The 24,224-nt window shown below is 58.7% G+C and carries 16 protein-coding genes and 1 CRISPR repeat array; of the genes, 2 read left to right on the plus strand and 14 right to left on the minus strand.

The features are described from left to right. Positions 1 to 7: 7 nt before the first annotated feature. The 7 genes from QRX40_RS02005 to rpsO all read right to left on the minus strand — a co-directional run bounded on the left by QRX40_RS02005 (position 8) and on the right by rpsO (position 9,052). Positions 8 to 799 (minus strand): IspD/TarI family cytidylyltransferase, encoded by a 792-nt coding sequence (locus QRX40_RS02005; RefSeq protein WP_313835924.1) that lies wholly within the window; start codon positions 797 to 799, stop codon positions 8 to 10. 119 nt (positions 800 to 918) lie between these two features. Further along, the gene (locus tag QRX40_RS02010; protein ID WP_313835926.1) at positions 919 to 1,899 is read right to left on the minus strand and encodes a polyphenol oxidase family protein; all 981 of its coding nucleotides are present in this window, start codon (positions 1,897 to 1,899) and stop codon (positions 919 to 921) included. Continuing rightward, the gene (locus tag QRX40_RS02015) at positions 1,896 to 2,777 is read right to left on the minus strand and encodes an aldo/keto reductase (RefSeq protein WP_313835928.1); all 882 of its coding nucleotides are present in this window, start codon (positions 2,775 to 2,777) and stop codon (positions 1,896 to 1,898) included. Before QRX40_RS02015 ends, QRX40_RS02010 begins: the two co-directional genes overlap by 4 nt. Positions 2,778 to 2,855: 78 nt before the next feature. Continuing rightward, on the minus strand, positions 2,856 to 5,117 hold the full coding sequence (locus QRX40_RS02020) for a DUF2207 domain-containing protein (RefSeq protein WP_313835929.1): 2,262 nt from the start codon (positions 5,115 to 5,117) through the stop codon (positions 2,856 to 2,858). Continuing rightward, complete coding sequence (locus QRX40_RS02025; protein ID WP_144085014.1) at positions 5,114 to 5,698, minus strand: LemA family protein; 585 nt, start codon at positions 5,696 to 5,698, stop codon at positions 5,114 to 5,116. The genes QRX40_RS02020 and QRX40_RS02025 overlap by 4 nt, the downstream gene beginning before the upstream one ends. An 80-nt stretch (positions 5,699 to 5,778) precedes the next feature. Beyond that, positions 5,779 to 8,532 carry a polyribonucleotide nucleotidyltransferase gene (locus QRX40_RS02030; RefSeq protein WP_313835930.1) on the minus strand — a complete coding sequence of 918 codons (2,754 nt, stop codon included), beginning with the start codon at positions 8,530 to 8,532 and terminating at the stop codon, positions 5,779 to 5,781. Between the two features lie 250 nt (positions 8,533 to 8,782). Continuing rightward, the gene (gene rpsO / locus QRX40_RS02035) at positions 8,783 to 9,052 is read right to left on the minus strand and encodes a 30S ribosomal protein S15 (RefSeq protein ID WP_024626835.1); all 270 of its coding nucleotides are present in this window, start codon (positions 9,050 to 9,052) and stop codon (positions 8,783 to 8,785) included. Positions 9,053 to 9,371: 319 nt separating this feature from the next. Here rpsO and QRX40_RS02040 point away from each other — a divergent pair, with 319 nt between their 5' ends. Together QRX40_RS02040 and QRX40_RS02045 are read left to right on the plus strand one after the other, a co-directional pair. Beyond that, positions 9,372 to 9,701, plus strand: coding sequence for a DUF4176 domain-containing protein (locus QRX40_RS02040; RefSeq protein ID WP_313835932.1), 330 nt, complete (start codon positions 9,372 to 9,374; stop codon positions 9,699 to 9,701). A gap of 637 nt (positions 9,702 to 10,338) precedes the next feature. Further along, positions 10,339 to 11,565: a hypothetical protein gene (locus QRX40_RS02045; protein WP_313835934.1), complete on the plus strand. Its 1,227-nt coding sequence runs from the start codon at positions 10,339 to 10,341 to the stop codon at positions 11,563 to 11,565. 50 nt (positions 11,566 to 11,615) lie between these two features. Here the strand turns inward: QRX40_RS02045 and QRX40_RS02050 are convergent, their stop codons facing one another. From QRX40_RS02050 to cas7e, 7 genes are all read right to left on the minus strand, one after another. After that, positions 11,616 to 12,332: a hypothetical protein gene (locus tag QRX40_RS02050; RefSeq protein WP_313835936.1), complete on the minus strand. Its 717-nt coding sequence runs from the start codon at positions 12,330 to 12,332 to the stop codon at positions 11,616 to 11,618. A 2,206-nt stretch (positions 12,333 to 14,538) separates the two neighbouring features. Further along, the gene (locus tag QRX40_RS02055) at positions 14,539 to 14,814 is read right to left on the minus strand and encodes a hypothetical protein (RefSeq protein ID WP_313835938.1); all 276 of its coding nucleotides are present in this window, start codon (positions 14,812 to 14,814) and stop codon (positions 14,539 to 14,541) included. Between the two features lie 1,157 nt (positions 14,815 to 15,971). Further along, a CRISPR array of direct repeats spans positions 15,972 to 20,093; the repeat unit is 28 nt; unit sequence GGATCATCCCCGCGGATGCGGGGAGCAC. A gap of 207 nt (positions 20,094 to 20,300) precedes the next feature. Continuing rightward, complete coding sequence (gene cas2e, locus QRX40_RS02060) at positions 20,301 to 20,684, minus strand: type I-E CRISPR-associated endoribonuclease Cas2e (protein WP_313835939.1); 384 nt, start codon at positions 20,682 to 20,684, stop codon at positions 20,301 to 20,303. Further along, complete coding sequence (gene cas1e / locus QRX40_RS02065) at positions 20,684 to 21,670, minus strand: type I-E CRISPR-associated endonuclease Cas1e (protein ID WP_313835940.1); 987 nt, start codon at positions 21,668 to 21,670, stop codon at positions 20,684 to 20,686. Before cas1e ends, cas2e begins: the two co-directional genes overlap by 1 nt. Next, positions 21,667 to 22,356, minus strand: coding sequence for a type I-E CRISPR-associated protein Cas6/Cse3/CasE (gene cas6e, locus QRX40_RS02070; RefSeq protein ID WP_313835941.1), 690 nt, complete (start codon positions 22,354 to 22,356; stop codon positions 21,667 to 21,669). Before cas6e ends, cas1e begins: the two co-directional genes overlap by 4 nt. A gap of 9 nt (positions 22,357 to 22,365) precedes the next feature. After that, positions 22,366 to 23,079 carry a type I-E CRISPR-associated protein Cas5/CasD gene (gene cas5e / locus QRX40_RS02075; protein WP_313835943.1) on the minus strand — a complete coding sequence of 238 codons (714 nt, stop codon included), beginning with the start codon at positions 23,077 to 23,079 and terminating at the stop codon, positions 22,366 to 22,368. 2 nt (positions 23,080 to 23,081) lie between these two features. After that, positions 23,082 to 24,218, minus strand: a complete 1,137-nt coding sequence (gene cas7e / locus QRX40_RS02080; RefSeq protein ID WP_313835945.1) for a type I-E CRISPR-associated protein Cas7/Cse4/CasC — start codon at positions 24,216 to 24,218, stop codon at positions 23,082 to 23,084. Positions 24,219 to 24,224 lie beyond the last annotated feature (6 nt).

A 24,224-nucleotide genomic window follows, 5' to 3' on the forward strand; every position in this document is an offset into this window, starting at 1 on the left:
CAGGACTTCACCCGGCCAGGGAGCGCGCTATCCATTCAGCCATGGGCACGTCCGAGGGCAGGGTGATCTTCATGTTGGTCACGCTGCCGGCCACGATGGCCACCGGCTCCTCGGGCAGGCGGTCCACCACCACCCGGGTGTCGTCGGTGGGATGGAAGTCGGGGTCTGCGGCAGCCAGGTCGTAGGCCTTGCGGAGGGTGCCGAAGCGGAAAGCCTGCGGGGTCTGGGCCCGGAACATGCTGTCTCGGTCGGGCACCTGGCGCACCACCTTGCGCTCGCCCAGGTCGCCGGCCATCAGCATGGTGTCGGTCGAGGCCACGGCCACGGTAGCGGCGTTGAAGGTATCCAAGGCATCGATGCAGCCATTGATGGACTCCTGGCTGACGAAGGGACGTACCGCGTCGTGGATGAGCAGCTTGGCATCCTGGGGGATCTCCGCTTCGGCCAGGGTCTGCAGGGCCGCCTCGGTGCTGTCCATGCGCTCGATGCCGCCCTGGATGACCGTGCGGACCTTGTCGTAGGTGTCGTCGCCCACGATGGCCTCGACAGCCTCCCGCACCCGATCGTTGACCACGACCAGGATGTCGGTGACCCGGGCATTGAACTGGAAGGCATCAATTGACCAGGCGATGATGGGTTTGCCGCCCACCTGCACCAGCTGCTTGGGGTTGCTCTCGTCAAACCGAACGCCCAGCCCGGCTGCCAGAATCACCGCTACAACTGGCTGAATCTGCTCCTCCGGCTCTGCGTTATCCTGACTGACCTCGGACGGGGCTGCTGATGCTCTGCTCTCACTCATAAACTCAACGGTACTCACGCGAGGACAGGAAGGGGCGCAGACCCGGCGCTATCTGCACCGAACATCTGCACCCGAGGCCTGCCCCAGCTACCGGAAGCCGGGTCAATCAACATACTGCATCAGTCGTCGGCCAGGATAAGGGCCAGCATGCGCCCCTCCCCCGCCTTGCTGGCCAGCGAGGCCCGGCGGTGGGAGTACCAGAGCGGATTCTCCAGCGTGCACAAGGGTCGGCGCAGATCCTCAAGACGCTTCGACAGGGAGGGGCCCTCACTGTCATGGCTGCAGAGCTCTTCCAGATCCGGATCCTGGCAAAGGTAGCTGGTGGCGGCAGCGACCCGCGGGGTGGAGTCCACGATACGGGTCACTCCTGCCGCTTTCAGTTCCATCCTGGCTGCAGCGGCGATGTCGATGGCGATTCCGCCGAATCGACATGGTCCGGATGCACCGGGGAAGCGCTTCTCGAAGTCATCCGCCAGGTTCGAACACACCTGATAGCAGTCTGCGCAGATCCGAGGCCCCAGCGTTGCCACGATCCTGGACGGGTCGGCGCCCCTGTCAGTCATGGCCTGGACTGTGGCTGGAATGACACCGGCCACCAGACCACGACGACCGCAATGTGCCGCACCCATCACGCCGGCCTGGGGGTCGGTCAGCAGCACAGGAAGGCAATCGGCCGCGAAGATGCCCAGGGCCAGGTCACGACGGGTGGTCACCTGCGCATCAGCCTCGCAGCGCCCCTGGGGTTGACCCTGGTCAGCGTCCCAGACCCTGGCTGAGTGAACCTGATCCACCAGGACCATGGGACGGTCCAGCTGGCGGCCCAGGGCCTGACGGTTGGCAGCCACCGCCTGTGGGTCATCGCCCCCCTTGCCGCCGAGATTCAGCTGGGCATAATCGCCTGAGGAGACCCCGCCCAGCCTGGTGGTGTAGACCACCTTGATCCCAGGCGCCAGGGCTATGGGAATGGTGACCGGGATCGGCCGGCCATGATCGTCCAGTGACGACAGGGGGCTGCTGTCCAGCAGGGTCCGTTCCCGATCCCAGGCTTGGCCCTGAGCGCTCTGGGTGCCCTGCTCTCTTGGTTCAGGCTTGGGACTCATGCAGTCGCCGCCCGGTTCAGGCGGTCCATCTCATCCTCGCTCAGTTCCATGTCAGCCGCCTGCAGGGAATCCAGAATGGTGGCCGCCCTGTGAGCCCCGGGAACCACAAAGACGTTGCTGTTCTGGGACAGTTCCCAGGCCAGGACCACGCGCTGATGGGAGACCCCGCGCTCCTGAGCCACCTGCCGGAAGGCATCATAACGGGTTTCGTCCTTGGGCGCTCGGAAGCCTCCCAGGGGGCTCCAGCAGACGAAGGCCAGACCCAGCCCGGCCGCATGGTCCAGCTCCTGGCGGGAGCTGGTGAAAGTGGGTGAGAACTGGTTCTGCACGGCTACGAGATCATCGCCCAGAATCTTGCGAGCCAGGTCCATCCGCTCGATGTCTACGTTGGAGACGCCCAGGGTCCGGGCCACGCCCTGCTTGGCCAGCTCAGCCATGGCCTCCAGGGACTCCTGGTAGGGCACCTGCGGGTCAGGACGGTGCATATAGAGCAAGTCAATGGTGTCCACGCCCAGGGCCTGGGCGGACTCCTTGGCGTGCCGGATCAGGCTCTCCGGCCGACCGTCCACAGCCCAGGTGGGCCGTCCGTCAGTGAAGTTGCGGTAGTGTCCTACCTTGGTGGCCACCAGCACGTCCTGACGGGGGCCCGGCCAGGAGTCCAAAGCCTGGCGGACCAGTCGTTCGTTGGTCTGTTCGGGGCCGCCCGATTCGTAGTAGGACCAGGCGGTATCCAGATGTCGGCATCCGGCATCCAGGGCCTGATGGATGACGTCGATGGCCGTTGCCTGGTCCGGCTTGCCCTCGATGGACAATCCCATGCAACCCAGTCCGACCGCTGTCGTAGTAAAGGGCCCCAAGGCCCGCATCGACGATGTCATGCATGTACTCCCGTCTTGTAGATTGAGGCCGGCTTCGACACCGCCGGCCTCCCATCGAGCTTAACTGGCGGCCCGGTCTCAGCGGCCGCCGAAGGATCCGCCACCGGAACCACCGCCGCCACCATCGAAGGAGCCACCGCCGTCGCCAAACCCACCAATAACACTGCCAGAGCCGTTGCCGCTGGCCATGCCAATCAGGCCGCCAATCTGGTCGAGTCCCTGGGTCAATTGAGTACCCAAATCAATCACGCCACCTTGGCCGAGCGCTGAATTGACAGCCAATGCTTCAGGGTCACTCAGGGAGGAAGCCGCCGCATCATTCTGACTGTAAGGCAGGAAGGTCCAGTAGAGCAGGCTACCGCGCGCATTGTCATTCAGCCAGTCGGAGTCGATCAGTTCAGGGCTGGCCTGTGCCAGCTGAGCGACGACCCGGTCGCTTATGCCGAAGGCCGTAGCGTAAACCAGGTAACGGTCCCAGAGCACCAGATCCTCCACACCCCGGTGGCTAAAATCGCTGAAGTCAAGCAGATAGCGCCGAAGTCCCGACACCTGTCCGGCCATGGGCTGTCCATTCCTGCTCAGCACCCGCCAACAGTTATAGCGCAAGGAGAATGTCACCACAGCCACCAGAAGCATGGCCAAGGGCGCACGTACCAGTACGGTGCCCGGCAGGAATCCGGCCAACAGAATGAAAGCAGCCAAGAGCACGGCCAGGAAGGCAAAGACCCCTACATTATGACGATAGGCGCGCAGGTCGGCATTGTTGGTCTCATACTCGACAGCCTGGTAGAAAGCTTCCAGGTAGGCCCTGCCATTATCGGATTCAGTCCTGGCGAAGAGCGCAATCATCTCATACAGGTCGAAGCGTTTATTCTCGGAGCCAATCAGAGTGGAGGCACCTTCCAGCATGCTCAGGCAGGCTTCCTCGCTTGAGGACAGGGCCAGGGATGCTCGATCCTTGCTGCAGACCGGATTGATGACCACCTCCATGGACTGCTGTTTGCCTTTGAGCAGCAAGCGCATCACCTGGGTCACGGGTCCTTCGCCGAAACTCGCCCGGTCCTCATACTTGACGGGAACAAGAGCGATGGCCCGCTTGGAGGCCAGGGAGAGAATGGTTGCTGACAATTGCCTGCCAATAGGGGATTCTCGGGTCAGCATCACATCGTTGATAACGGCAGCCACGGCGGGTGACAGATCAGGAGGCTGACGGTAGTAGATGATATCGCCTTGGTACTGGGAGTCTCCATAATTGCGGAAGGCATGCCAAAGCATCACTGCAATCAGCCCGATAGCGGCCAAGAGTACCAAGACGCCCGTCAAGAGTGCGATCCGCGCCCGCCTGGTCTGGTCAGCGTGCCAGCGCTCGTACTGCGGACGCTCCTGCCCAACAATACGGTCACGTGCCGGCTGAGAATCGGTCCTGACCACCGAGGAAGTCCTCCCCGCATCGAAGAGCACCACCAAATCCAGATGCTGGCCCGGCTCGATGCTGTCTGCGGAGAATCGGATACGGCTGTCATCTACCACATCGTAGGAACCCCTGCCAGCGAAGTGCAGCCAGGCCTTCGCGTCCTTGCCCTTCTCCGTTCCTGTCTGCTTGGGCAGCTTGACATTGGCGTTCACATGCTCAACGGGAATCTGGTTGGTGTCGCCCACGGGCTCCCATTGGAATTCGGCCACATCGGGATGGGCAGTGGTGACCCCGTGGAAGGTCATGTCGATGCGGAAGCGCCGACCTGAATCCTTGGCAGTCTGTGGAATGTTCCAGCCCAGCTCCACCTGGCATTGATTCCCCAGATCGCCGCAGGCGGACCCTTGGCCCGCATCGCCCGGCTTGTAGGATTTCAGCTTCCAATCCGAGACCATGCCCATATACCAGGTGCCAGCCCAGTTCTTGTCCCAGTCGTGAATGTACTTGACATCATCAGGATACTTTAGCGGGTTGGTCTGCCTGTATGTGGAGCCATTAGTCAGGTCAGTCACGCTTACGTCGCTGATGCCGGTCAGCCGGTCAGGCTTGATCTGATAGCGCTGGTAGAGCTCCCGCCAAGGGCGTTTTTTGCCGTGGTCGTCCTCGCGGGAATTCATGGTGACAGTCAGGGTCTGACTGATACGCAAATCCCCATTATCCAGGACCTGGACATCATAATCCACCGAATCGTATACCAGGTCGGGACGATTCCTGTTGGAGATATACAGGACAGCGAGGCACGTCACCAAGGCTGCCACCAGAGCCAGCGCCAAGGCTCCGCAAAAGCGTGAGGTGCTCCAGGAGGGATGGCCCGAGGAGGGATGATTCGAGGCCGCCTTCCCGGAGGAGGCTGCTGGGGCGTTCACTGTCCGAAGTCCACAACTGGCGCCTGGCGGCTACCCTCGTCGGCTTGGAAGTACTGGGCCTGACGGAAGTGGAAGAGGGATGCGATGATGTTTGAGGGGACCGTCTCGATGCGGGTGTTGAACTTCTGAACCACATCATTGTAGAACTGCCTGGCGTAGGCGATCTTGTCCTCCAGGTCCTTGAGCTGACGCTGCAAGTCCAGGAAGTTCTGGTTGGCCTTGAGCTCAGGGTAGGCCTCCGCCCGAGCCATCAGAGTGACCAAGGATTGACCCAGCCGCTGCTCGGCATCGGCACGTGCCTGCATCTGGTCTCCGCCAGCCGTCTGTGCCTGGGCCACGTCGGCGCGGGCTTTGGTCACCTCCTCCAGGACGGTGGACTCGTGTGAGGCGTAGCCCTTGACCGTCTGGACCAGGTTGGGCACCAGGTCGGCACGCTGCTTGAGCTGGACGTCAATCTGGGCCCAGCCATTGGCGACCCGGTTGCGCAGGTTGACCAGACCGTTGTAGATACCGATTCCCCAGATGACCAGCAACACGACCAGCAAAACGATGATGATGAGCACGATCATTGATACGGACATGCCATCATTCTCTCACTAAATTCAGAAGAGACAAAAACGGGACCCCGTCCAATGGAACGGGGTCCCGGCATCAGTGGGAATCAGTCCTCACTGTCGAAGGGATCGAAGTCCCTGCGTACGCGGCGACGGGGACGCTCTGAGCGCTCCTCCCGGTCGGCCCGGTACTCGTCGTAGTGCTCGTCGGCAGCGTAGCGCGGATTCTCCCTGCGGCCACGATAGCCGCCACGTCCGGAAGAGCGACGCTCATGACGACCGCCACGATCACCGCGGCCACGACGCTCGCCACGGCCCCGGCCGCCACGATCCTCGTCATCGTCGCGGGAGACCCGGCGACGATCACGACGTGAGCCACGGTCCTCGTCCTCGAACCAGTCTCCGCCGTCCTCATAGTCGCGGTCGCGGCTCTGACGACGGTGCCGGGGACGGTCCTCCTGATCCTCGTCGTCGTAGTAGCGATCATCACGCTCGGAACGGGAACGGCGCGGGGCCTCATACCGATCCTCACGGTCGGAGGAACGGCTGCGGCGAGCACGACGATCACGGTCACCACGTCCGCCGCGCTCACGACGGTCGCCACCACGTTCACGACGGTCTGTGCGGCCGCCACGATCACGGCCGCCTGCGGACTCCTGATCCTCGAAGCCGGGGATGGCCAGGGAGATCTTGCCGCGGTCGTCCACACCCTGGACGATGACCTCGACGGTGTCGCCCTCCTTGAGGACGTCCTCCACGGAGTCGATACGCTCGCCGTTGGCCAGGTTGCGGATCTGCGAGATGTGCAGAAGCCCGTCGGTGCCGGGGGTCAGGTTGACGAAGGCGCCGAAGCTGGTGATCTTGACCACCTTGCCGTTGAAGGTCTCTCCCGCCTCGGGCACGTGCGGGTTGGCGATCTGGTCGATGACCTCCTTGGCCTTGGCCGCTGCCTCGCCGCCCTCGGAGGCGATGTAGACCGTGCCGTCGTCCTCAATGGAGACGTCGGCGCCGGTGTCCTCCTGGATCTGGTTGATCATCTTGCCCTTGGGTCCGATGACCTCGCCGATCTTGTCGACAGGAACCTGGGTGGTGATGATGCGCGGCGCATAGGGGCTCATCTCGGCGGGCCCGTCGATGCACTCGTTGATCACGTCGAGGATGGTGGCCCGGGCTTCCTTGGCCTGCTGCAGGGCGGCGGCCAGGATGTCGGCGGGAATGCCGTCCAGCTTGGTGTCCAGCTGCAGGGAGGTGATGAACTCGGAGGTGCCGGCCACCTTGAAGTCCATGTCGCCGAAGGCATCCTCGGCGCCCAGAATGTCGGTCAGGGTCTTGTAGGTGGGCCGACCGTCGACCTCGCCTGTGACCAGGCCCATGGCGATGCCCGCAACAGGGGCCTTCAGAGGCACGCCGGCAGCCAGCAGGGACAGGGTGGAGGCGCAGACGGAGCCCATGGAGGTGGACCCGTTGGAGCCGATGGCCTCGGAAACCTGACGGATGGCGTAGGGGAACTCCTCGCGGCTGGGCAGAACCGGGATCAGCGCGCGCTCGGCCAGGTTGCCATGGCCCACCTCGCGGCGCTTGGGCGACCCCACGCGGCCGGTCTCGCCGGTCGAATAGGGCGGCATCTCGTAGTTGTGCATGTAGCGCTTGGTGGTAGGGCCGGACAGGGCATCGATGGTCTGCTCCATCTTCAGCATGTTCAGGGTGGTGACGCCCAGCACCTGGGTCTCGCCGCGCTGGAAGAGGGCGGAGCCGTGCACGCGGGGCACCACGTCCACCTCGGCGGACAGGGTGCGGATGTCGCGCAGGCCACGGCCGTCGATGCGGTAGTCCTGGGTCAGGATGCGGCGGCGGACAATCTGGCGCTGGAGCTCCTTGAAGGCGTTGCCCAGCTCCTTGTCCTTCTCGGCCTCGTCCATGTCGGTGAACTCGTCAGCCAGAGCCTCGCGGACCTTCTCCTTGATCTCGTGGATGCGCTCCTGGCGGGGCAGCTTCTCCGCGATGGAGAGGGCCTGGTCCAGGTCGGCATGAGCCACCTGGTCGATGCGCTCATAGAGCTCGTCGGTGTACTCGGGGAAGAGCTGGAAGTCCTTGGTGGGCTTGGCGGCCTTGGCCTTGAGCTCGCTCTGGGCCTCGCACAGAACCTTGATGAAGGGCTTGGCGGCCTCAAGACCCTGGGCGACCACCTCTTCGTCGGGCTTGATCTGGCCCTCGTCATAGATCAGGCTCCAGGCGTTCTTGCCGGCGCCCGCCTCGATCATGGCGATGGCAACATCCCCGCCCTCGACCACACGACCGGCCACGACCAGCTCGAAGACAGCGCGCTCGCGCTCGCTCCAGCGGGGGAAGGCCACCCACTGGCCATCGATCAGGGCCAGGCGCAGACCCGAGACCGGGCCTTCGAAGGGCAGACCGGAAATCAGAGTGGAGGCGGAGGCCGCGTTCAGGGCCAGCACGTCGTAGGCATCCTCGGGGTTGACAGCCAGGATGGTCTCCACAACCTGGACCTCGTTGCGCAGGGTGTGCGGGAAGAGGGGGCGCAGGGGGCGGTCAATCAGCCGGCAGGCCAGGATGGCCTCATTGGAGGGCCGGCCCTCGCGGCGGAAGAAGGAGCCGGGGATCTTGCCCGCAGCGTACATCTTCTCTTCCACATCGACGGTCAGCGGGAAGAAATCGTAGTTCTCCTTGGGACTGGACCCGGCGGTGGTGGTGGACAGCACCATGGAATCGTCATCAAGATAGGCGGCTACTGCCCCATCCGCCTGCTGGGCGAGACGACCCGTCTCGAAGCGCACCGTGCGCTTGCCATATGATCCGTTATCGATCGTGGCTTCTACAGCCGTGATTTCGGGACCCTCCATAGGGTTCCTCCTTTTGTTTACTGCTTGTTTACTACCTGATGTCAGGATGCTCGGCATCAATTAGCTGCCGGAGATCCTTGTACTTCGGTCTGGCCCTGCCGAACCCCATGTCCGGCCATCTTCATGCCTTACGGACCAACCTTGCATTTCAATTCAGCACCATCTTCTGCAACCCCATCCCGGGGTTGACGGTGCCTGGTTCAGTCATGCAAAAGCGCCCGAGCGCTAGGCCCGGGCGAAAGCATGCATATTAGTGGCGCAGTCCAAGACGCTCCACCAGGGAACGGTAGCGGTTGATGTCCACCTTCTTGAGGTAATCCAGCAACCGGCGACGATGGCCAACCATGAGCAGCAGGCCGCGACGCGAATGATGGTCGTGCTGATGCTGCTTGAGGTGCTCGGTCAGGTCGGAGATGCGCTTGCTCAGCAGAGCCACCTGGACCTCGGGGGAACCGGTGTCACCCTCGTGGGTCGCGTATTCCTTGACGATTGCCTGCTTCTGCTCACTCGTAAGAGCCACGGCTCCTCCTCTTGCATTCTTCCGTTACGCGGTGCACCAGCCCTATGCTGAAGCGCTCTCGATCCGCGGGCGAAACACGCCAAAAGTCCATTATACACATTTTGCGGACCAAGCGAACAGTGACGGAATCAACAAAGTGGAGGAAAGCGCAGCGAAAATTGGATTGGCGCCAATGAGAAATGAGTCACTTCACTCCGATGTAGCGAAAATGTCGCACTGTGTTGCACGAACCGACTGTGTTTTTCCGTGTAGTCCTACCATAGGTTGTTAGAGAAGTTGAAGGAATGTAACTTCATTCATCCACCAAAGAGGGCACCTAATGAAACAATCCGAGCAGAACTCCATCAAATCAGAAAATACCATTCTTCCTTTGGGATCCGTGGTGAAAACCAGAAGAGACCCGGGTACCCTGCTAGTTATCATCGCCCGCGCTCCGTTGACAGTCATGCATGGAACAACGGGTTACTTTGACTATGGTGCCGTACAATTCCCGTATGGCATGACTGATCCGGCCAAGATCGTTTTCTTCAACCGCCAAGACGTGACGGAAATGGTGTTCATGGGATATATCAACGCCGAGGAACGATCCTATGAACGAAGGTTTGATGAAGTCACCAAATCAACCTCCTACCCCCACCTTCATCTCTGATTCAGTCACCGGTCACATAGGACATACTCGATAAAAGAGATAGAGGGGAGAAGACCAAAAACGACCTTGACGGATGCGTTGATGAAGCAACCGCCAAGGCTATGCAACTGAGTACGTTGAACCGCTCTTTCATGGTCGGCGATTTTCTTTCTGGCGGTTTTGAATCATTGAGCGGCATTGCCGATTCCTTCGGTACATACTGACAACAGGCAGCTACCCAAGATGCTATGGTTCATGGCCTGATCACTGCCTCTGGTGGTGTTATCGGTGCTGCAGCATGAGCTGCCGCTGGAGCAGTTGTGGGATTCAACCATCCCTGGACCAGGTACGATTGTAGGAGCTGGAATTGGTTTAGTCGTAGGTTACCTCGGTACAGTAGCCGGCAACACTTTTTACGACAATTCCGTCAATCGCAGGAACGGAGATGACATGTGGGGCCACATTAAGGACAATCTATGGTAGCTTTCCCGCTGTCTCCTGCATTGCCATGTGCGCGGCTCGGATTGAAATCAGGAATGATATCAGGGGATGCATACTGATGCTGTACCTATTGATAGATGTCCTATTAGGCTCTCCGGCGATACTGGTCTGGTTGTTTGTGTTGATGTCGTTCAATGCGTGGAGGTCGAGGCGGCTGATGGACCACGTCCTGGCGCCCTACCTCCTGGCGCGGGGCCTGTGCCTGCAGACCTTCCAGGGGCATGTGTGGCGGCGGCGCGGCAGGATCGGCCGGCCCCGGCCCGGGCAGGTCCTGCCCCTGGGCTCGCTGGTTGTCCTGGCCGACGGGCCTGCCACCGTATCCGGGGCCTACAGAGGCACCGGATGGTTCGACGGTCTGGGAGAGGACGGGCTAGTGGTCCGCCTGGTCGGCCAGTATGTGCAGCCACCCGAACAGACCACCGGGTCATCCGGTCCATGGTACGCGGGCAGGATCTGCTCCGTGGGCGGCCTTGCCTGCGGACCCGGCGTAGTTCCCGGGGGCGACGCCCCCCTGCCCGAGGTCGGCGTCGGCCACACCCCCGACCCCGACCTGGTCATCTTCACCCAGGACCAGGTCAGCCTTCTGGCCTGGAAGGGACCCGACAACCCCGTCACCAGGCTCCTGCGCGCCCGCCAGGTCCGCGCCCTCGCCCGCGATCACCGGCGGGAGGACCAGGTTCGCCGCCGGACACGGCCGACACCGAGCTGGCACGCCAGCCGCCCCGCATGGTGGCGCTACGAAGCCATCGGCTTCCTGCCCGACCGGTTCACCCGCGTCTACTGGGACCGCGTCCGCAACCAGCCCGTTAAGGCCCCCATGCGTTACCGGACCCCGGAAGCCAGGGAATACAACAGAAGACACTACTCTGTCCCCTTATCCATCGTCGCGCTGATCGTCATCATCTTCATATCCGCCTTAAAAATAGCCCGCGCATGGCACCGATACGAACCGTACCATCCACTCCAGGGCGGCGATGTCCTCCTGGGCATGCCCCGACGGACCACAGCGATCGTCAGCTGCGTCCTAGGCCTCGCCATCGGCGTCGGCGCATGGGTCTGGGCCACCCACCGGCAATTCCCCCAACACCAAATGACCCCGGCCAGCAGCCGCGAACTCCAAATCGCCCTCGACAACTACTGGATCGGCATGCGATACATCACAGGAACTACCATCCCCTACACCATGCATGTCCTCGGCTACAGCGTTTACATCCTGGTGCCGCTCATGTTCCTCACTGATTTCTTCACCCTTCCCGAATGGGTCCATACCCTCATGGGCTGGCCCTTGGTCGCTCTGTTTGTGACCTGCGGGAGCCTAATCATCATAGATACCTCCTACGCCGAGCGGATAGCCAAACGCCTGGATCGGGAATTAGCGGAGTAAAGCCAATATGCATCAGCCCCCTCCCCCTAGTAAATTCGCGATCCTATGATTCATGCCGCGGTGATGAGGCCTCCGAAGAGGACGATGGCGATGGCCGCCAGCTCGATGATGAAGAACATGGACAGGGCCGACCAGCTGTGAGTCAGCGTGTTCCAGGGAGAATCCTTGCGCACGCAGACCAGGATGGCCACAAAAATAACGGCAAAGACCGCCACACCCAACCCGGCCGCGATGATGCCCAAGTTGGCCGCGTTGGCCAGGATGGCCTGATGCTGATAGACGACGAAGGTGCTGTACCAAAAGTTCATCTTGAGCAGGCAGAGGCCGGCGATTAGCTGTTCGGCGGCCAAGCCCAGCACGAAGACCACCCGCCAGAACCAGGAGGACGACTCGATGATGGACATGCCGATGCCCATAAAGGTCAGCACGGTCACCGTCCAGGCGATCAAGGCTATGCCGCGCGGATCCAGGACCGAAGCATAGTGGAGCACGCCCTGGGTGTGGTTGATGGCCAGCGAGCGCCCATATCCATAAGGAATGACGATGGCCAAGAGAATCGCCAGCGCGAAGACCACCCAGCGGACCGGGCGAGCACGGCGCTGCTCAATCTCAGCCAGAGAGTATTCAGAGTCCGGAATGGTCGCCTCAGGATGAGCCGAAACCTTGTTCACTGCGGTCGCCTCATCCGGGTGCGGTTGCACGACTGCGGAATCCTTTGCATCGCTTCTGCCGGATTCCGCGCCATCCGCATCGTCGAATTGCTCCATCGGCGACCACACCTCCAAGTCCGCTGCTCGTGGACACATCGCCTACAAGCTTATACCGGGCGGCGCATCCGCGCCCACGAATGCAGCGACTACATACGGACAACTTAAATTAAGCAGAGATTAAATAACTAGATTGGCTTTACTCAAACAAAGTTTGTCTGCACATACAATCAATAGAGTCATTTCGCAGCGAATTTCCGGATTCACCCCTACATTTGGCAATTGTTTTAGATATGAGTGATGTGGTTCGACGTGTTTCCATTATTTCGATTCTAACAAAGTAATCTCATTAAGAACCTGCTACTACTGTACGAAGACTTCATTGTTATAATGCTTGCTCCATGGATAGCGTTCAAAGTTTGATACGACGCCGGAAGGTGTAGCTTTCAAGCATTCTTCCTATAAGTGCTTCTCAAACATACTCTCAATCATAAATATTCAATATCTGTATTCTCCACACTTAGCTTTAAAAGAGACCTTTATCGATCATTTATTTGCCGCCATCACAAGCAAAACTCAATCTGCCAGAAAAAACTTACAATCAATAGTTCCAATAGTAGAGAAAGCAAAAACACAAGACCTATAAGCAATTACTTTTCAAACTACACAAGAAATATGAATATAGGGGATTTTAAAGATCAACTTTCAATACAGCTTTAAAACATCAATCACTTTCCAGGAAAGCAAAGAAGGCAAAAACTAGGAGCGTGGCAAGATACTACTCATACGAGCGGATAGGTGGCGCAGATGAGATAAAGCAGTATTCCTCTCACTTACTTGAAAACACCATGTAAACGCTCCGTCACTATGAAGATTCATTCCATAAATGACACACGTGAGGTAAAAAGCCTAATTTCTAACAAATACATCAAACTCATAGTAAGAAACCTATACGATAGATATGAAAAGTTGACTATCATTCAGAAACCTCTATCGGTACCTTTATAAGGTTGCACCGGACTATCCCCGCGGATGCGGGGAACATAATTTCCGAATTTGTGAATAAGCTCCTTTTCCAGGATCATCCCCGCGGATGCGGGGAGCACGTATTTGTTATAATACATTGCCCATAAAATCATCCAACGAAGACAAAGAGTATAACCAAAACACGTTCGATATCGGAGCTTGATAAGTGGTCTCCGCATATGCGGGTAGCCCAGAGTCAGATCGGATGGATATACCACCGATGAACGATGTCATCAATCTGTCCGGACTCCTTGCCGAGATTAGGCATGCACACCGCCCCTCAACCAAAAGGTCAATGACCTCGCCAAGCTCCCAATTACCAGCCGCGACACTGTCACCTGGATCAAAACCTTCAGACAGCACTCTAATTATATCTTTTGTTGAATCGACCACAATGGCTGAGGTCCTGGCTGCCCGAGTATCCTCTCGCTGGCAACGATCTCGACTCGCCTACGCTCATCCTCGAATATCGTGGCACGAACAAAGAACAGACAAACAAGAGCTCAATGCCGTTCGCACGTCAGGGACGCTTAGTTCATATCAGAGGCAAGCATTGATCCGCATGCACCAACTACGGCGTGCTACGCCCGGAGCTCACTTTCCTCACGGCCACAATGTTGGTCAGTTTGGTTCACTCAAGGTCAAGCCACATAGCGTACCGGATCCACTGGTGTTGAAACTCGCACAAACCGGCCAACAACATATAGGCCATGGCTAAGTCCACTGTGTCAACGCGTCTCAGACGGCCACGAATCTGCAGCTACATCTATGGAACCTTTATTCATGCTCATCTGCTCCTTGCCGACGATGGAGAAAACATCGAAAGCCCGGCTTTCTTTCACATCATACGCACACTATTCTGTTTTCCGATCCTAGCGGAACTCATATCACATGAATGAGTGAGCAATACGACCAATACTTTGAATTCAAAAAATGGTGTATAATAAAAGTGCTCAATGGAAATGGAGGGGAAAGAATGCAGCGGATACCGGCGGAAAAGCTGAATGTACACCCAGTATCGGGCACAGATCCAACAGGTACTGTTGAATTTAGGCAGACGAGAGGTCCGTCACATCTCATCGTCTCCTAAATCGTGAGCCCCCTGGTACACAGCGGTCCGAAAGGAACTTAGAAGTATTTCAGGGATGAAATCAAGATTCCAACTACCTCCGAAATTGCTTAGGAAACTTCGAGGTTCTTCTCCAACAGGGGTACACCGACGCATCAACCCAGTCAGCCCCTAGTCTTCCTTTTGCTCTTCAATCATATGGTTATAGCTGTTTTCCAACTTAGCTATGAACTCTTTATTATGTTCCAGAGCATCAAGTTCCTCAGACGAAAGAGGATAGGTCTTGGCGGGCTCTACGTCTAACTTCTCGAGGATGTAGCCCTGTGTCGTCCTGGTCACCGCGTAGAGGTCGTCAGCGTCTTTCCCAAGCGATATACGCCCCCTGGAATCTGGGGACATGAGTGCTGACTCCCCTGGCGAACGCGGCGCAGTGGTTGCTACTTTCATTATTTTCTCCTTGCTATATAGGAGTAAATCATAACAAAGAATAACAAGATACATAAGAACAATTGTCACATCGTCACAATCGATATTGATGAAGAGGAGTTACAGTGATTAATTATATACAGCCAGAAGCACAGTCGCAGTTAGACTTGTATAAGGGCAGTGATCTGCCTTTGTACCTCGCCTTTACGAAGTACATATCAGAAATAATCAATGGCCATCCGCCTAAAAATGCAAAGCAGTACCGGTCCAGTAGGGGCGGGTATATCCACTACTATCCGTTCCACCTATCTTCCACGGACATGACGCAGTACTACATTGCTTGGGTCTTTGAAGACAGGGGGCCCAGCATTCTAAATCTTGGCAAGGTATAGTTTCTGGTGCGGTAGCAAGAGATCCTGTTCTCCATCTTCTGCTCTTTCGAGTACAAAGAAATATCAGATTCGCACAACAATGCAACTATATGGCGTCAAAACGTAGATACTCTATATCTTTGATATCTGCTCATGTGAGCTAATTAAAGTGGGATGCACTGTTGCAAACGGCACTTCTTTGGCCGGTGTTTACACCGATAATGGACGTGAGCAAGTATTTGCTCAAAGAATCAGCAACCGAATGCTACGAGTTTGCCCGGAAGCAACGGAAGATTAGTGACGACCACGGCAGCGACAATGGGAATAAGGATAGAGGAAAGAACTCGGGCCGCTATTTCGCTAACAATAGACACTAATTCTCTTTCGGAAGCTTCACAGTATCTTTTCCTGACCGTTTTGGTCAATTATTGCTACTCTATCAGTGACATCTGAAACCGAGAGTTCTAAGTTCGTCGTTGTATTCCACAACCCAGCTGTCGACATCCCCAGAAGCCGGAAGAGATCCCGAAGAGTCCACAAGATTCACTGCCACTGACAGGGAAGCAACAAAGACGGACGTCCTATATAGCTATAAGAATGGACAGCTCCCCGCACATTGTGCTTTCGGAATGAAAACACATTTTTTACAGTTTAAGCTCATTCCCATACTATGTTTGCTAAATTCGTCTCTAATGCAGAAAGGTACGGCATCGTTGTAGATCAGTGTGATTGTCGGATTTCCGTACTAAAGTTATCCCTGCAGATAAAAGGCACCTATGGCACTGTCTTAGGGACGAAGCCCACAAAGGATCATCCCCGCGGATGCGGGGAGCACACATACCCCTCTGGTGTCTTCATCGGTGTGAAAGGATCATCCCCGCGGATGCGGGGAGCACGTTGGCCGGGAAGCACCCAATAGCCGGGAAGCCGGATCATCCCCGCGGATGCGGGGAGCACGTGGACTGGGTGGTGGGAACGATCCTGCCGGCAGGATCATCCCCGCGGATGCGGGGAGCACTTGCTCATTTTCTGCTCTTTTGTTTGTCGTAACGGATCATCCCCGCGGATGCGGGGAGCACAATGATGTTGTTGCTTAGCTCTTGCTGTGCGGGGGATCATCCCCGCGGATGCGGGGAGCACACCCCGTTGGAGGAGATAGCTGAGGAGAGGCGGGGATCATCCCCGCGGATGCGGGGAGCACCAACTGTGCCATTATCGCTCCTATCAGAGATATGGGATCATCCCCGCGGATGCGGGGAGCACCCCGCGGGCAGAGCCGACCAGGGCAGCGTCAGGGGATCATCCCCGCGGATGCGGGGAGCACAAGGCCGTCCTGCTGGGAGCCGACTGGACAAAAGGATCATCCCCGCGGATGCGGGGAGCACTTCGGCAAAAGTCTGGGAAAGGTGAGGCCCCAGGGATCATCCCCGCGGATGCGGGGAGCACAATTGCCCCACTCTTTGTCTGGGTCAATCAGCGGGATCATCCCCGCGGATGCGGGGAGCACCCCTTGATTCTCGCCTCATAGGTCTGCGGCTTGGGACCATCCCCGCGGATGCGGGGAGCACTCGTCGGCAAGCCCGAAACCAGGGATTATGACTGGATCATCCCCGCGGATGCGGGGAGCACTCCTGCCGACAGCGGATATCATGCCGTACACGCGGATCATCCCCGCGGATGCGGGGAGCACTGGGCCTACCTGCCGGACGAGCAGTACGACGACGGATCATCCCCGCGGATGCGGGGAGCACCCACGGATCGCGCCCCAGATCTCTGAGCCCAAAGGATCATCCCCGCGGATGCGGGGAGCACTGTATCGCACCTTCAATCAGCGCGCCAACACTGGGATCATCCCCGCGGATGCGGGGAGCACTTATCATTGTGGGCCAACCTCCTGGCCATAGACGGATCATCCCCGCGGATGCGGGGAGCACCTACCTGCCCACGGACAGGGAGGTGGAGTTCCAGGATCATCCCCGCGGATGCGGGGAGCACATACTGGCAAGGCAGCAGGCCATGTGACTCAGGAAGCGGGATCATCCCCGCGGATGCGGGGAGCACCGCTTTGAAGGATTTCCTGACCGACAGGATGGAGGATCATCCCCGCGGATGCGGGGAGCACGGCCATATCATTGATATGGTTTGTGCAGGAGGCGGATCATCCCCGCGGATGCGGGGAGCACTTCCTCAGCGATCACGGGTTTGAACAGGACGCAGGATCATCCCCGCGGATGCGGGGAGCACACCTGGTTGGGTGCCTGCAGGGAGCGGATGGTGGGATCATCCCCGCGGATGCGGGGAGCACTTGATCTCCTCGTAGATCTTGGTCCCCGTCCCGGGATCATCCCCGCGGATGCGGGGAGCACTTTCGCGGTTGTTAACTCTTGTAGTTGTATCTAGGATCATCCCCGCGGATGCGGGGAGCACGTTGCCGTTCAGCGTTGACGTGATCGGCAAAAAGGATCATCCCCGCGGATGCGGGGAGCACCCTGCCCATCCTGGATGCCAGTTTGGCGAGCAAGGATCATCCCCGCGGATGCGGGGAGCACATCCGGATGCTTGCATTGGAACCCGCATCGCCCGGATCATCCCCGCGGATGCGGGGAGCACTCATCTTCCCACGATTCTACGATGGCTTGAATGGGATCATCCCCGCGGATGCGGGGAGCACTGTGCCCCAGCGAGTTCCGTTGTAGTAGCTCATGGATCATCCCCGCGGATGCGGGGAGCACCCCAGCAGGCCTAGGCCGTAGACTCGCCACCAGGGATCATCCCCGCGGATGCGGGGAGCACCAGACCCACCCCCCAGCCCATACAAGGCACGAGGGATCATCCCCGCGGATGCGGGGAGCACGGCTGAGCCAGTATGGCGCAAGTACACCATTGAGGATCATCCCCGCGGATGCGGGGAGCACAGAGCGGAAAGAACCGCTCGCCTTTGACCATGCGGATCATCCCCGCGGATGCGGGGAGCACCTGCATGTCCAGACGGCCCAGGTCGTCGGCCCAGGATCATCCCCGCGGATGCGGGGAGCACTGGCGGCTGGGGAGAATGTGCCTGTGCTGAGCAGGATCATCCCCGCGGATGCGGGGAGCACCGCGGAGTGGCCTTATCAGGGTCGTCCACAAAGGGATCATCCCCGCGGATGCGGGGAGCACAGGCAGCAGAGATCACCGTCACACCCCAGACAAGGATCATCCCCGCGGATGCGGGGAGCACGCGGACAGTCTGGAGCGGGTGAGCCTGTGGGCGGGATCATCCCCGCGGATGCGGGGAGCACGGCGGTGCGTCCAGCCTGGCCAACCTCGCCTTCGGATCATCCCCGCGGATGCGGGGAGCACAATCCGACATACGGCGCCAACAACGAAACAGCGGGATCATCCCCGCGGATGCGGGGAGCACATACCGTGGTGGCCGGCGACACGGTGTGGTCCAGGATCATCCCCGCGGATGCGGGGAGCACCGCGGAGATCGAAAAGTTCGCTCGGCTTACCGGGGATCATCCCCGCGGATGCGGGGAGCACACCATCTTCAGGCCCATCCAGTCCCTGCAGTACGGATCATCCCCGCGGATGCGGGGAGCACTGTCCGTTTATCTGCACGCCGGTGGCGATGGTGGGATCATCCCCGCGGATGCGGGGAGCACTTGGCTGGTGTTGTTAATCCATATGACATGGCAGGATCATCCCCGCGGATGCGGGGAGCACTATGGTCGGCTGTTGGCGGCTTTATAGCGCCTAGGATCATCCCCGCGGATGCGGGGAGCACGCCATCATCAGCTAGTCTCCATGACGTATAGAAGGATCATCCCCGCGGATGCGGGGAGCACCACCACCAAGCGGCCGAGCGTGTCAGTACAAAAGGATCATCCCCGCGGATGCGGGGAGCACAAATTCGGGAAAATCCGCATTAGGGTTTGGACGGGATCATCCCCGCGGATGCGGGGAGCACGATGATCATGTCGCCATCAACAGCCCAAAGGCGGGATCATCCCCGCGGATGCGGGGAGCACGTAGTCGTCCAGGCTGCTGCGGAGGGCCAGCCCGGATCATCCCCGCGGATGCGGGGAGCACCGTAATTCCATCAGCTTAGAGCGTGCGTGGTCGGGATCATCCCCGCGGATGCGGGGAGCACAACGGGAAAAACCGCTCGTCTTTGATCATCTGCGGATCATCCCCGCGGATGCGGGGAGCACCGGTGTGACATCCGGCGATTTTGAGCAAAGCGAGGATCATCCCCGCGGATGCGGGGAGCACACCCCTGCATCCGTTTGAGGAGTAGGGGTTGTGGGATCATCCCCGCGGATGCGGGGAGCACTTTTTGGGCAGCCCAGATGGCGGGGCAGGCTGCGGGATCATCCCCGCGGATGCGGGGAGCACTTGTGCTCCGTGTAGTCGTGGATCACATACCCGGGATCATCCCCGCGGATGCGGGGAGCACCTCCTCTAGGAACTCGTTGGTGTTAGTCGAGAGGGATCATCCCCGCGGATGCGGGGAGCACTACTGAAACTCCGGAAATGTCCAAAGATCGCCGGGATCATCCCCGCGGATGCGGGGAGCACACTTCGGCGCTGATGGATGCCTCGCCCATGGCCGGATCATCCCCGCGGATGCGGGGAGCACGCTGATGGGATACTCACTCTTGGTGTCACCGTGGGATCATCCCCGCGGATGCGGGGAGCACGGTCCCGTAAATCTGAAGCGGCGTGCTGACCCGGGATCATCCCCGCGGATGCGGGGAGCACAAGCATAATATCGGGTTTCGGCAGTCGGTGAACGGATCATCCCCGCGGATGCGGGGAGCACCTGGGACACCATCGGGAGCATCCTCAGCAAGCCGGATCATCCCCGCGGATGCGGGGAGCACCTGAAAGCGAGATACTGGTAGGCAAGTATCCGGGGATCATCCCCGCGGATGCGGGGAGCACACTTAGAAATCCTCGCAATCCCAACAATATAATAGACAAGATCTCTATTTTTTAATGAGTTTGTATTTCGAGCCCTCTCTATTCCCGTCTCAGCCGCTGCAATTCAGACCATCTACACTGAGCTCCTTAGCCATGCACTCATCCAGTAATCAGTGCTCAGCACTCATCGGTAAAGCTCGTTTGAAAAGTACACAGGTCCGGTTGCGCTCAGCTGGAACGCGAATGACGGAACCTTGCCGCACGTCTGTACTTGCTGGCATTGCTCCAACCAGTCCGACGGTATCGGTTTCCACCACCTGCGGATCTGCCATCGCCACCATCAGCAGGCTTCTCCATAAGAGCCAATCCTTCACAGTCAACTGGGTTCCAATCCGAGCGATGCACCTTGAATGCCAGATGCTGCTCATTGCGGGCGGAATAGACCATAATGGCCTTGCCGGTTCGGATTTGCCCTGTGATGCGTTCCCAAAGCCGGTCCCGGACTCTAGCGGTGACGTGGCCAACGAAAACTCCAGAGGCTATCTCCAGGAGCCATCGAGTCAAATCCCCGCGCAGACCCACTGGGCATGCCGTCAAAACGACGACCACCATCAGCTCATCTCCTCCTCTTCATCTGCATAGGATCTCCCGGCTGGGACACCACCGACCTTCTCATCCCAGAGCTCCAAGGTCCCACCATCTTCATCGGAAGAGGAAGAAACAGGTGCCCCAAGCAGCCGTGGAATATCGCGAGCCATCCGTCGCATGAGCGAGAGGTCATAGACAGCATCACGCATGGCATGCCGGGTAGCCGACCCGATGTCATCAGGTTGCTTTGCAGCAGTTTTAAAAGCTACAGGAATCGATATCTCGGCCTTGTACAGATCAGCCACGTCATAGACAAAGGAGCGCTCATGGCCGACATGGACGAATCCCAAGCCCGGTGAACACCCAAGCGCCACGATCACCGAGTGAGCGATTCCGTACAAGCACGTATGAGCAGCCGACAGGGCCTTGTTGATCTCGTTACCGGCATCGAAATCCTCATGATCATAGGTTCGCCTATCCCAAGCTACGCCGGTCAGTTCCGACCAGTGACGGTAAACCTGTCGAACTCGAGCACCTTCACGCCCACGCAGCTGCTGCATGGTACAAGAGCTGACATCTTCGTTAAGGAAGCGCATCTGATACATGGCCCTCGCCACAGCCAAACGCTTACGGGTATTGGAGACCAAAGCCGCCTGCCTTTGTAGGAGGGCAGCCGAATGCGTCAGAGGACGGCCGAACGCGTACATCCTCACACCGCGCTCCCCCACCCATACCACGCTGGCACCGTTGTCGCCGATAACCACCATGGCCTGATGACTGACGGTGGTGCCGGGACCCAGCATGAGCACACCCAGATTGGCGGCAGGCAGCCGTATAGTCCCGGTATCTCTGGTAATCGCGATGGCATTGTCCTCGCGAGTGATAACACAGTGCTCAAAATAAGCGAACGAGAGCCTATCCTCGGCCCGCACCAGATCACCCAATTCAGGAGGGGGGCTGCCGGGAATCTCGGTTCTTCCGGCAGACCCCCTAGACTGATCCCCAGTCATCGGATCGGAGCCACCGTCAGCAACCCACAGCCGAAGCTCTTAGCCCTGCCGATGCCCTGCCGTAGGCAACGTTGAAAAGCTTGTGCATCGGTAACACGGAGCTGTCCATCAAACTGGGCTGTAACCAAGGTGACTTTGCTGCCTCCATGGTCGAACTGCTCCTTGCGGCGCTGGGAAACAAGGCAGGACGGCCCATGGCTCTCATCCGAGCTGCCCAGGAGGACAAACCCGTTGCGTTCGCTGTGCTTCTCCAGCCAAGACAGCTGATAATCCGCAGTGACATGACCCATCACCTTGCCGACTACTGCATGATTGGACCGCCGCCCCTTATCGACATAGACCTGTCTGGCAGGATTGGCCCGGAGCCTGAAGGCCCACTCCTGTCCCTTGGCTATATGCGTGATCAAAGGCTCGTAGTCCTTCACCTCCCACTCAACATGGGTCGGCCAACCAGCCTGCTCAATGATATGGGTGAAGTCAGGACGCTCGGGACTCACCACATAGAGCCAGGTCGAATCTCCATCACGGGAGAAATCCAATCGCCACAGGATGCGTCCCCCATCGCCACTTCGTACAGCACCCGGGGGGAAGGACTTCTCCACGGCGGCATGAAGCCGGTAAGGCGAGGCAATCAGCTGCTTGGCCGCATACCGCGCAATATTCAGCGGCATTCTGGATATATACATGCTTGCCTCCTAGAAGAACGACATTGGATCATGATCCGGAACGGCTTTAGTCCGCTGCTCGTCAGGACCGGGACCATCCGGGTTGGAAATTCTGTATCGGCTAACCGTCCTGACCGCATAACTGCGAGCAGCGCCGAAACTCAGCGGAACATCTGCTTGGGAAGAGACAACCCCACTGTCTTCGCCCTGGACGCAGTCCGCATCACAGACCACCTCCAGTCGACAGCCCTGATGGCGCCTCTTGTACCAAGAAGCAGCCATCCAAGGATGGGTGCGCAAAGCCTGATCCACACAGTCCTCCTGGACCAACCCAAGCGTGACCGGGTAATCCGGCGGGCAAGCCCGGCGACCCAAATATAAAGGCCACCGGGGATGACGCAGAGCCTGATCCAGACCTTCCAGAAGCGCAGAATCAGCACCTAAAGCCACCAGGAATTTTGCATCGGATAGGTAGTACCGTGTGGTCAGTGGCATGGCTTTGACATTGGCACCATGCTCTGTTTGCATGTCATTGACCAAGATGCCCGGTTGATCGATGCGGACACCGAAGCTTAGATGCAACAGGTCCTCAATGTCGTCACCGCGTTGGCGCCCTTGCGCCGAAGCAAGCAGACCAATCACCGCGCTCTTGGTAGGCTCCCGTTGCGTGGTTCGAATCGTAAAACGCGAGGAGCTCCCCCAGGACTGCAAAGGTCCCGACAATCGCAACAGCAGTATGCTCATGGTTACTCCTGCTGACCCAGCACGCGCATAGTCTCAGCATCCACCTTGCTGGTCAAATCCTTGAGACCAACGGACTCAGCCACCGGCGCTAAGTCCTGCGCTGACAAATCCGTGCTGATCGCCCAAGCACGCACAGGCTGCTCATCATAGGCATCCTGAATCCTGTGCAGTTCCTCAACCAGCCTGCGGCCAGCGACTTGCGAGATCGGCTGGTCATGCTCGGCCGCAACTGGACGTTCGAAGGCTTCCACAACATTGATAGGCTGGCTGTCACGGAATGCCACAATGCAGGTCTCGGGCAGAGTCCTGTTGGCGTAGGAATTCTGCTTGCCGGTTGGCATGGATCGAATGAAAGCCTCTACGAAGACCGAAGCCACTCTCGCAGTAGCCTCCGCATTGCCGATCTGCTCCTGCAGGGCATCCAGGTTTACGGTCGCGTAGCGATACAGTGTAGATGAGTTGAAGCCGACGGAGTCAATCATAGCGGCACCAGCGTTGTCCGCTTCTGTAAAGTCATCAGCGGCGGTGAAATAGTCGTACTCAGGCTTGATGGCATCCACGGAGATAGCGTGAGCCACCTGAGCGCTGGCATCCGTATTCAGGTCAGGGGCATCAGCGAGCATACGGCCGAACAGGGCTATGTCGACGGCCTGCTCACCGTGGAAGACCGCTGACACCTCCTTCTTCATAGCCGAATCCGGAGCCTTGGCCAGGTCCTTTCCCTGATCCATCCATTCCAGCGCTATAGTAGCCAGCTTGCCGATTTCGGTGTTGCCGATGAAGATCAGATATTGAGTGACCGGCTTGCCACTGGCTGCTCCTGCACGAGTTGAAGCGACGACCTTAACGCCGGTGGCCTGCAAGACCATGGAAGCGTAGCTTTCAGCCCGGTCCGCCGATTCAGGCCGTTGATTAACCATGGCCTTCACGATCAGCTCGACTGCATTCTTCGTCCGCACCCCCAGCTGTTTCTTGTCCAGCAAAGACTTGAAGGTCTCGCGCATGGCCCGCTTCCAGGCTTGGCTGGAGACACGCGAGCGCAAGACACCGCCATACTGAGCGGTCTTGGGATTGCCCGTCTCGTCACGATTGATGTTGCTCGGCGGTACGTTCTGAACTGCATAAATATCCATAAACATGGCATA

The organism is Bifidobacterium sp. H6bp9, assembly GCF_032193695.1.
Classification (GTDB): domain Bacteria; phylum Actinomycetota; class Actinomycetes; order Actinomycetales; family Bifidobacteriaceae; genus Bombiscardovia; species Bombiscardovia kimbladii.

Excerpts from the sequence above, each read along its gene's own strand:
- QRX40_RS02045 (WP_313835934.1), top strand. The coding sequence starts at position 10,339 with ATGGACCACGTCCTGGCGCCCTACCTCCTGGCGCGGGGCCTGTGCCTG.
- QRX40_RS02010 (WP_313835926.1), bottom strand. The coding sequence starts at position 1,899 with ATGAGTCCCAAGCCTGAACCAAGAGAGCAGGGCACCCAGAGCGCTCAG.
- QRX40_RS02055 (WP_313835938.1), bottom strand. The coding sequence starts at position 14,814 with ATGAAAGTAGCAACCACTGCGCCGCGTTCGCCAGGGGAGTCAGCACTC.
- cas1e (WP_313835940.1), bottom strand. The coding sequence starts at position 21,670 with ATGACTGGGGATCAGTCTAGGGGGTCTGCCGGAAGAACCGAGATTCCC.
- cas2e (WP_313835939.1), bottom strand. The coding sequence starts at position 20,684 with ATGGTGGTCGTCGTTTTGACGGCATGCCCAGTGGGTCTGCGCGGGGAT.
- QRX40_RS02040 (WP_313835932.1), top strand. The coding sequence starts at position 9,372 with ATGAAACAATCCGAGCAGAACTCCATCAAATCAGAAAATACCATTCTT.
- QRX40_RS02030 (WP_313835930.1), bottom strand. The coding sequence starts at position 8,532 with ATGGAGGGTCCCGAAATCACGGCTGTAGAAGCCACGATCGATAACGGA.
- cas6e (WP_313835941.1), bottom strand. The coding sequence starts at position 22,356 with ATGTATATATCCAGAATGCCGCTGAATATTGCGCGGTATGCGGCCAAG.
- cas7e (WP_313835945.1), bottom strand. The coding sequence starts at position 24,218 with ATGTTTATGGATATTTATGCAGTTCAGAACGTACCGCCGAGCAACATC.
- QRX40_RS02025 (WP_144085014.1), bottom strand. The coding sequence starts at position 5,698 with ATGTCCGTATCAATGATCGTGCTCATCATCATCGTTTTGCTGGTCGTG.
- cas5e (WP_313835943.1), bottom strand. The coding sequence starts at position 23,079 with ATGAGCATACTGCTGTTGCGATTGTCGGGACCTTTGCAGTCCTGGGGG.
- QRX40_RS02005 (WP_313835924.1), bottom strand. The coding sequence starts at position 799 with ATGAGTGAGAGCAGAGCATCAGCAGCCCCGTCCGAGGTCAGTCAGGAT.
- QRX40_RS02015 (WP_313835928.1), bottom strand. The coding sequence starts at position 2,777 with ATGACATCGTCGATGCGGGCCTTGGGGCCCTTTACTACGACAGCGGTC.
- QRX40_RS02050 (WP_313835936.1), bottom strand. The coding sequence starts at position 12,332 with ATGGAGCAATTCGACGATGCGGATGGCGCGGAATCCGGCAGAAGCGAT.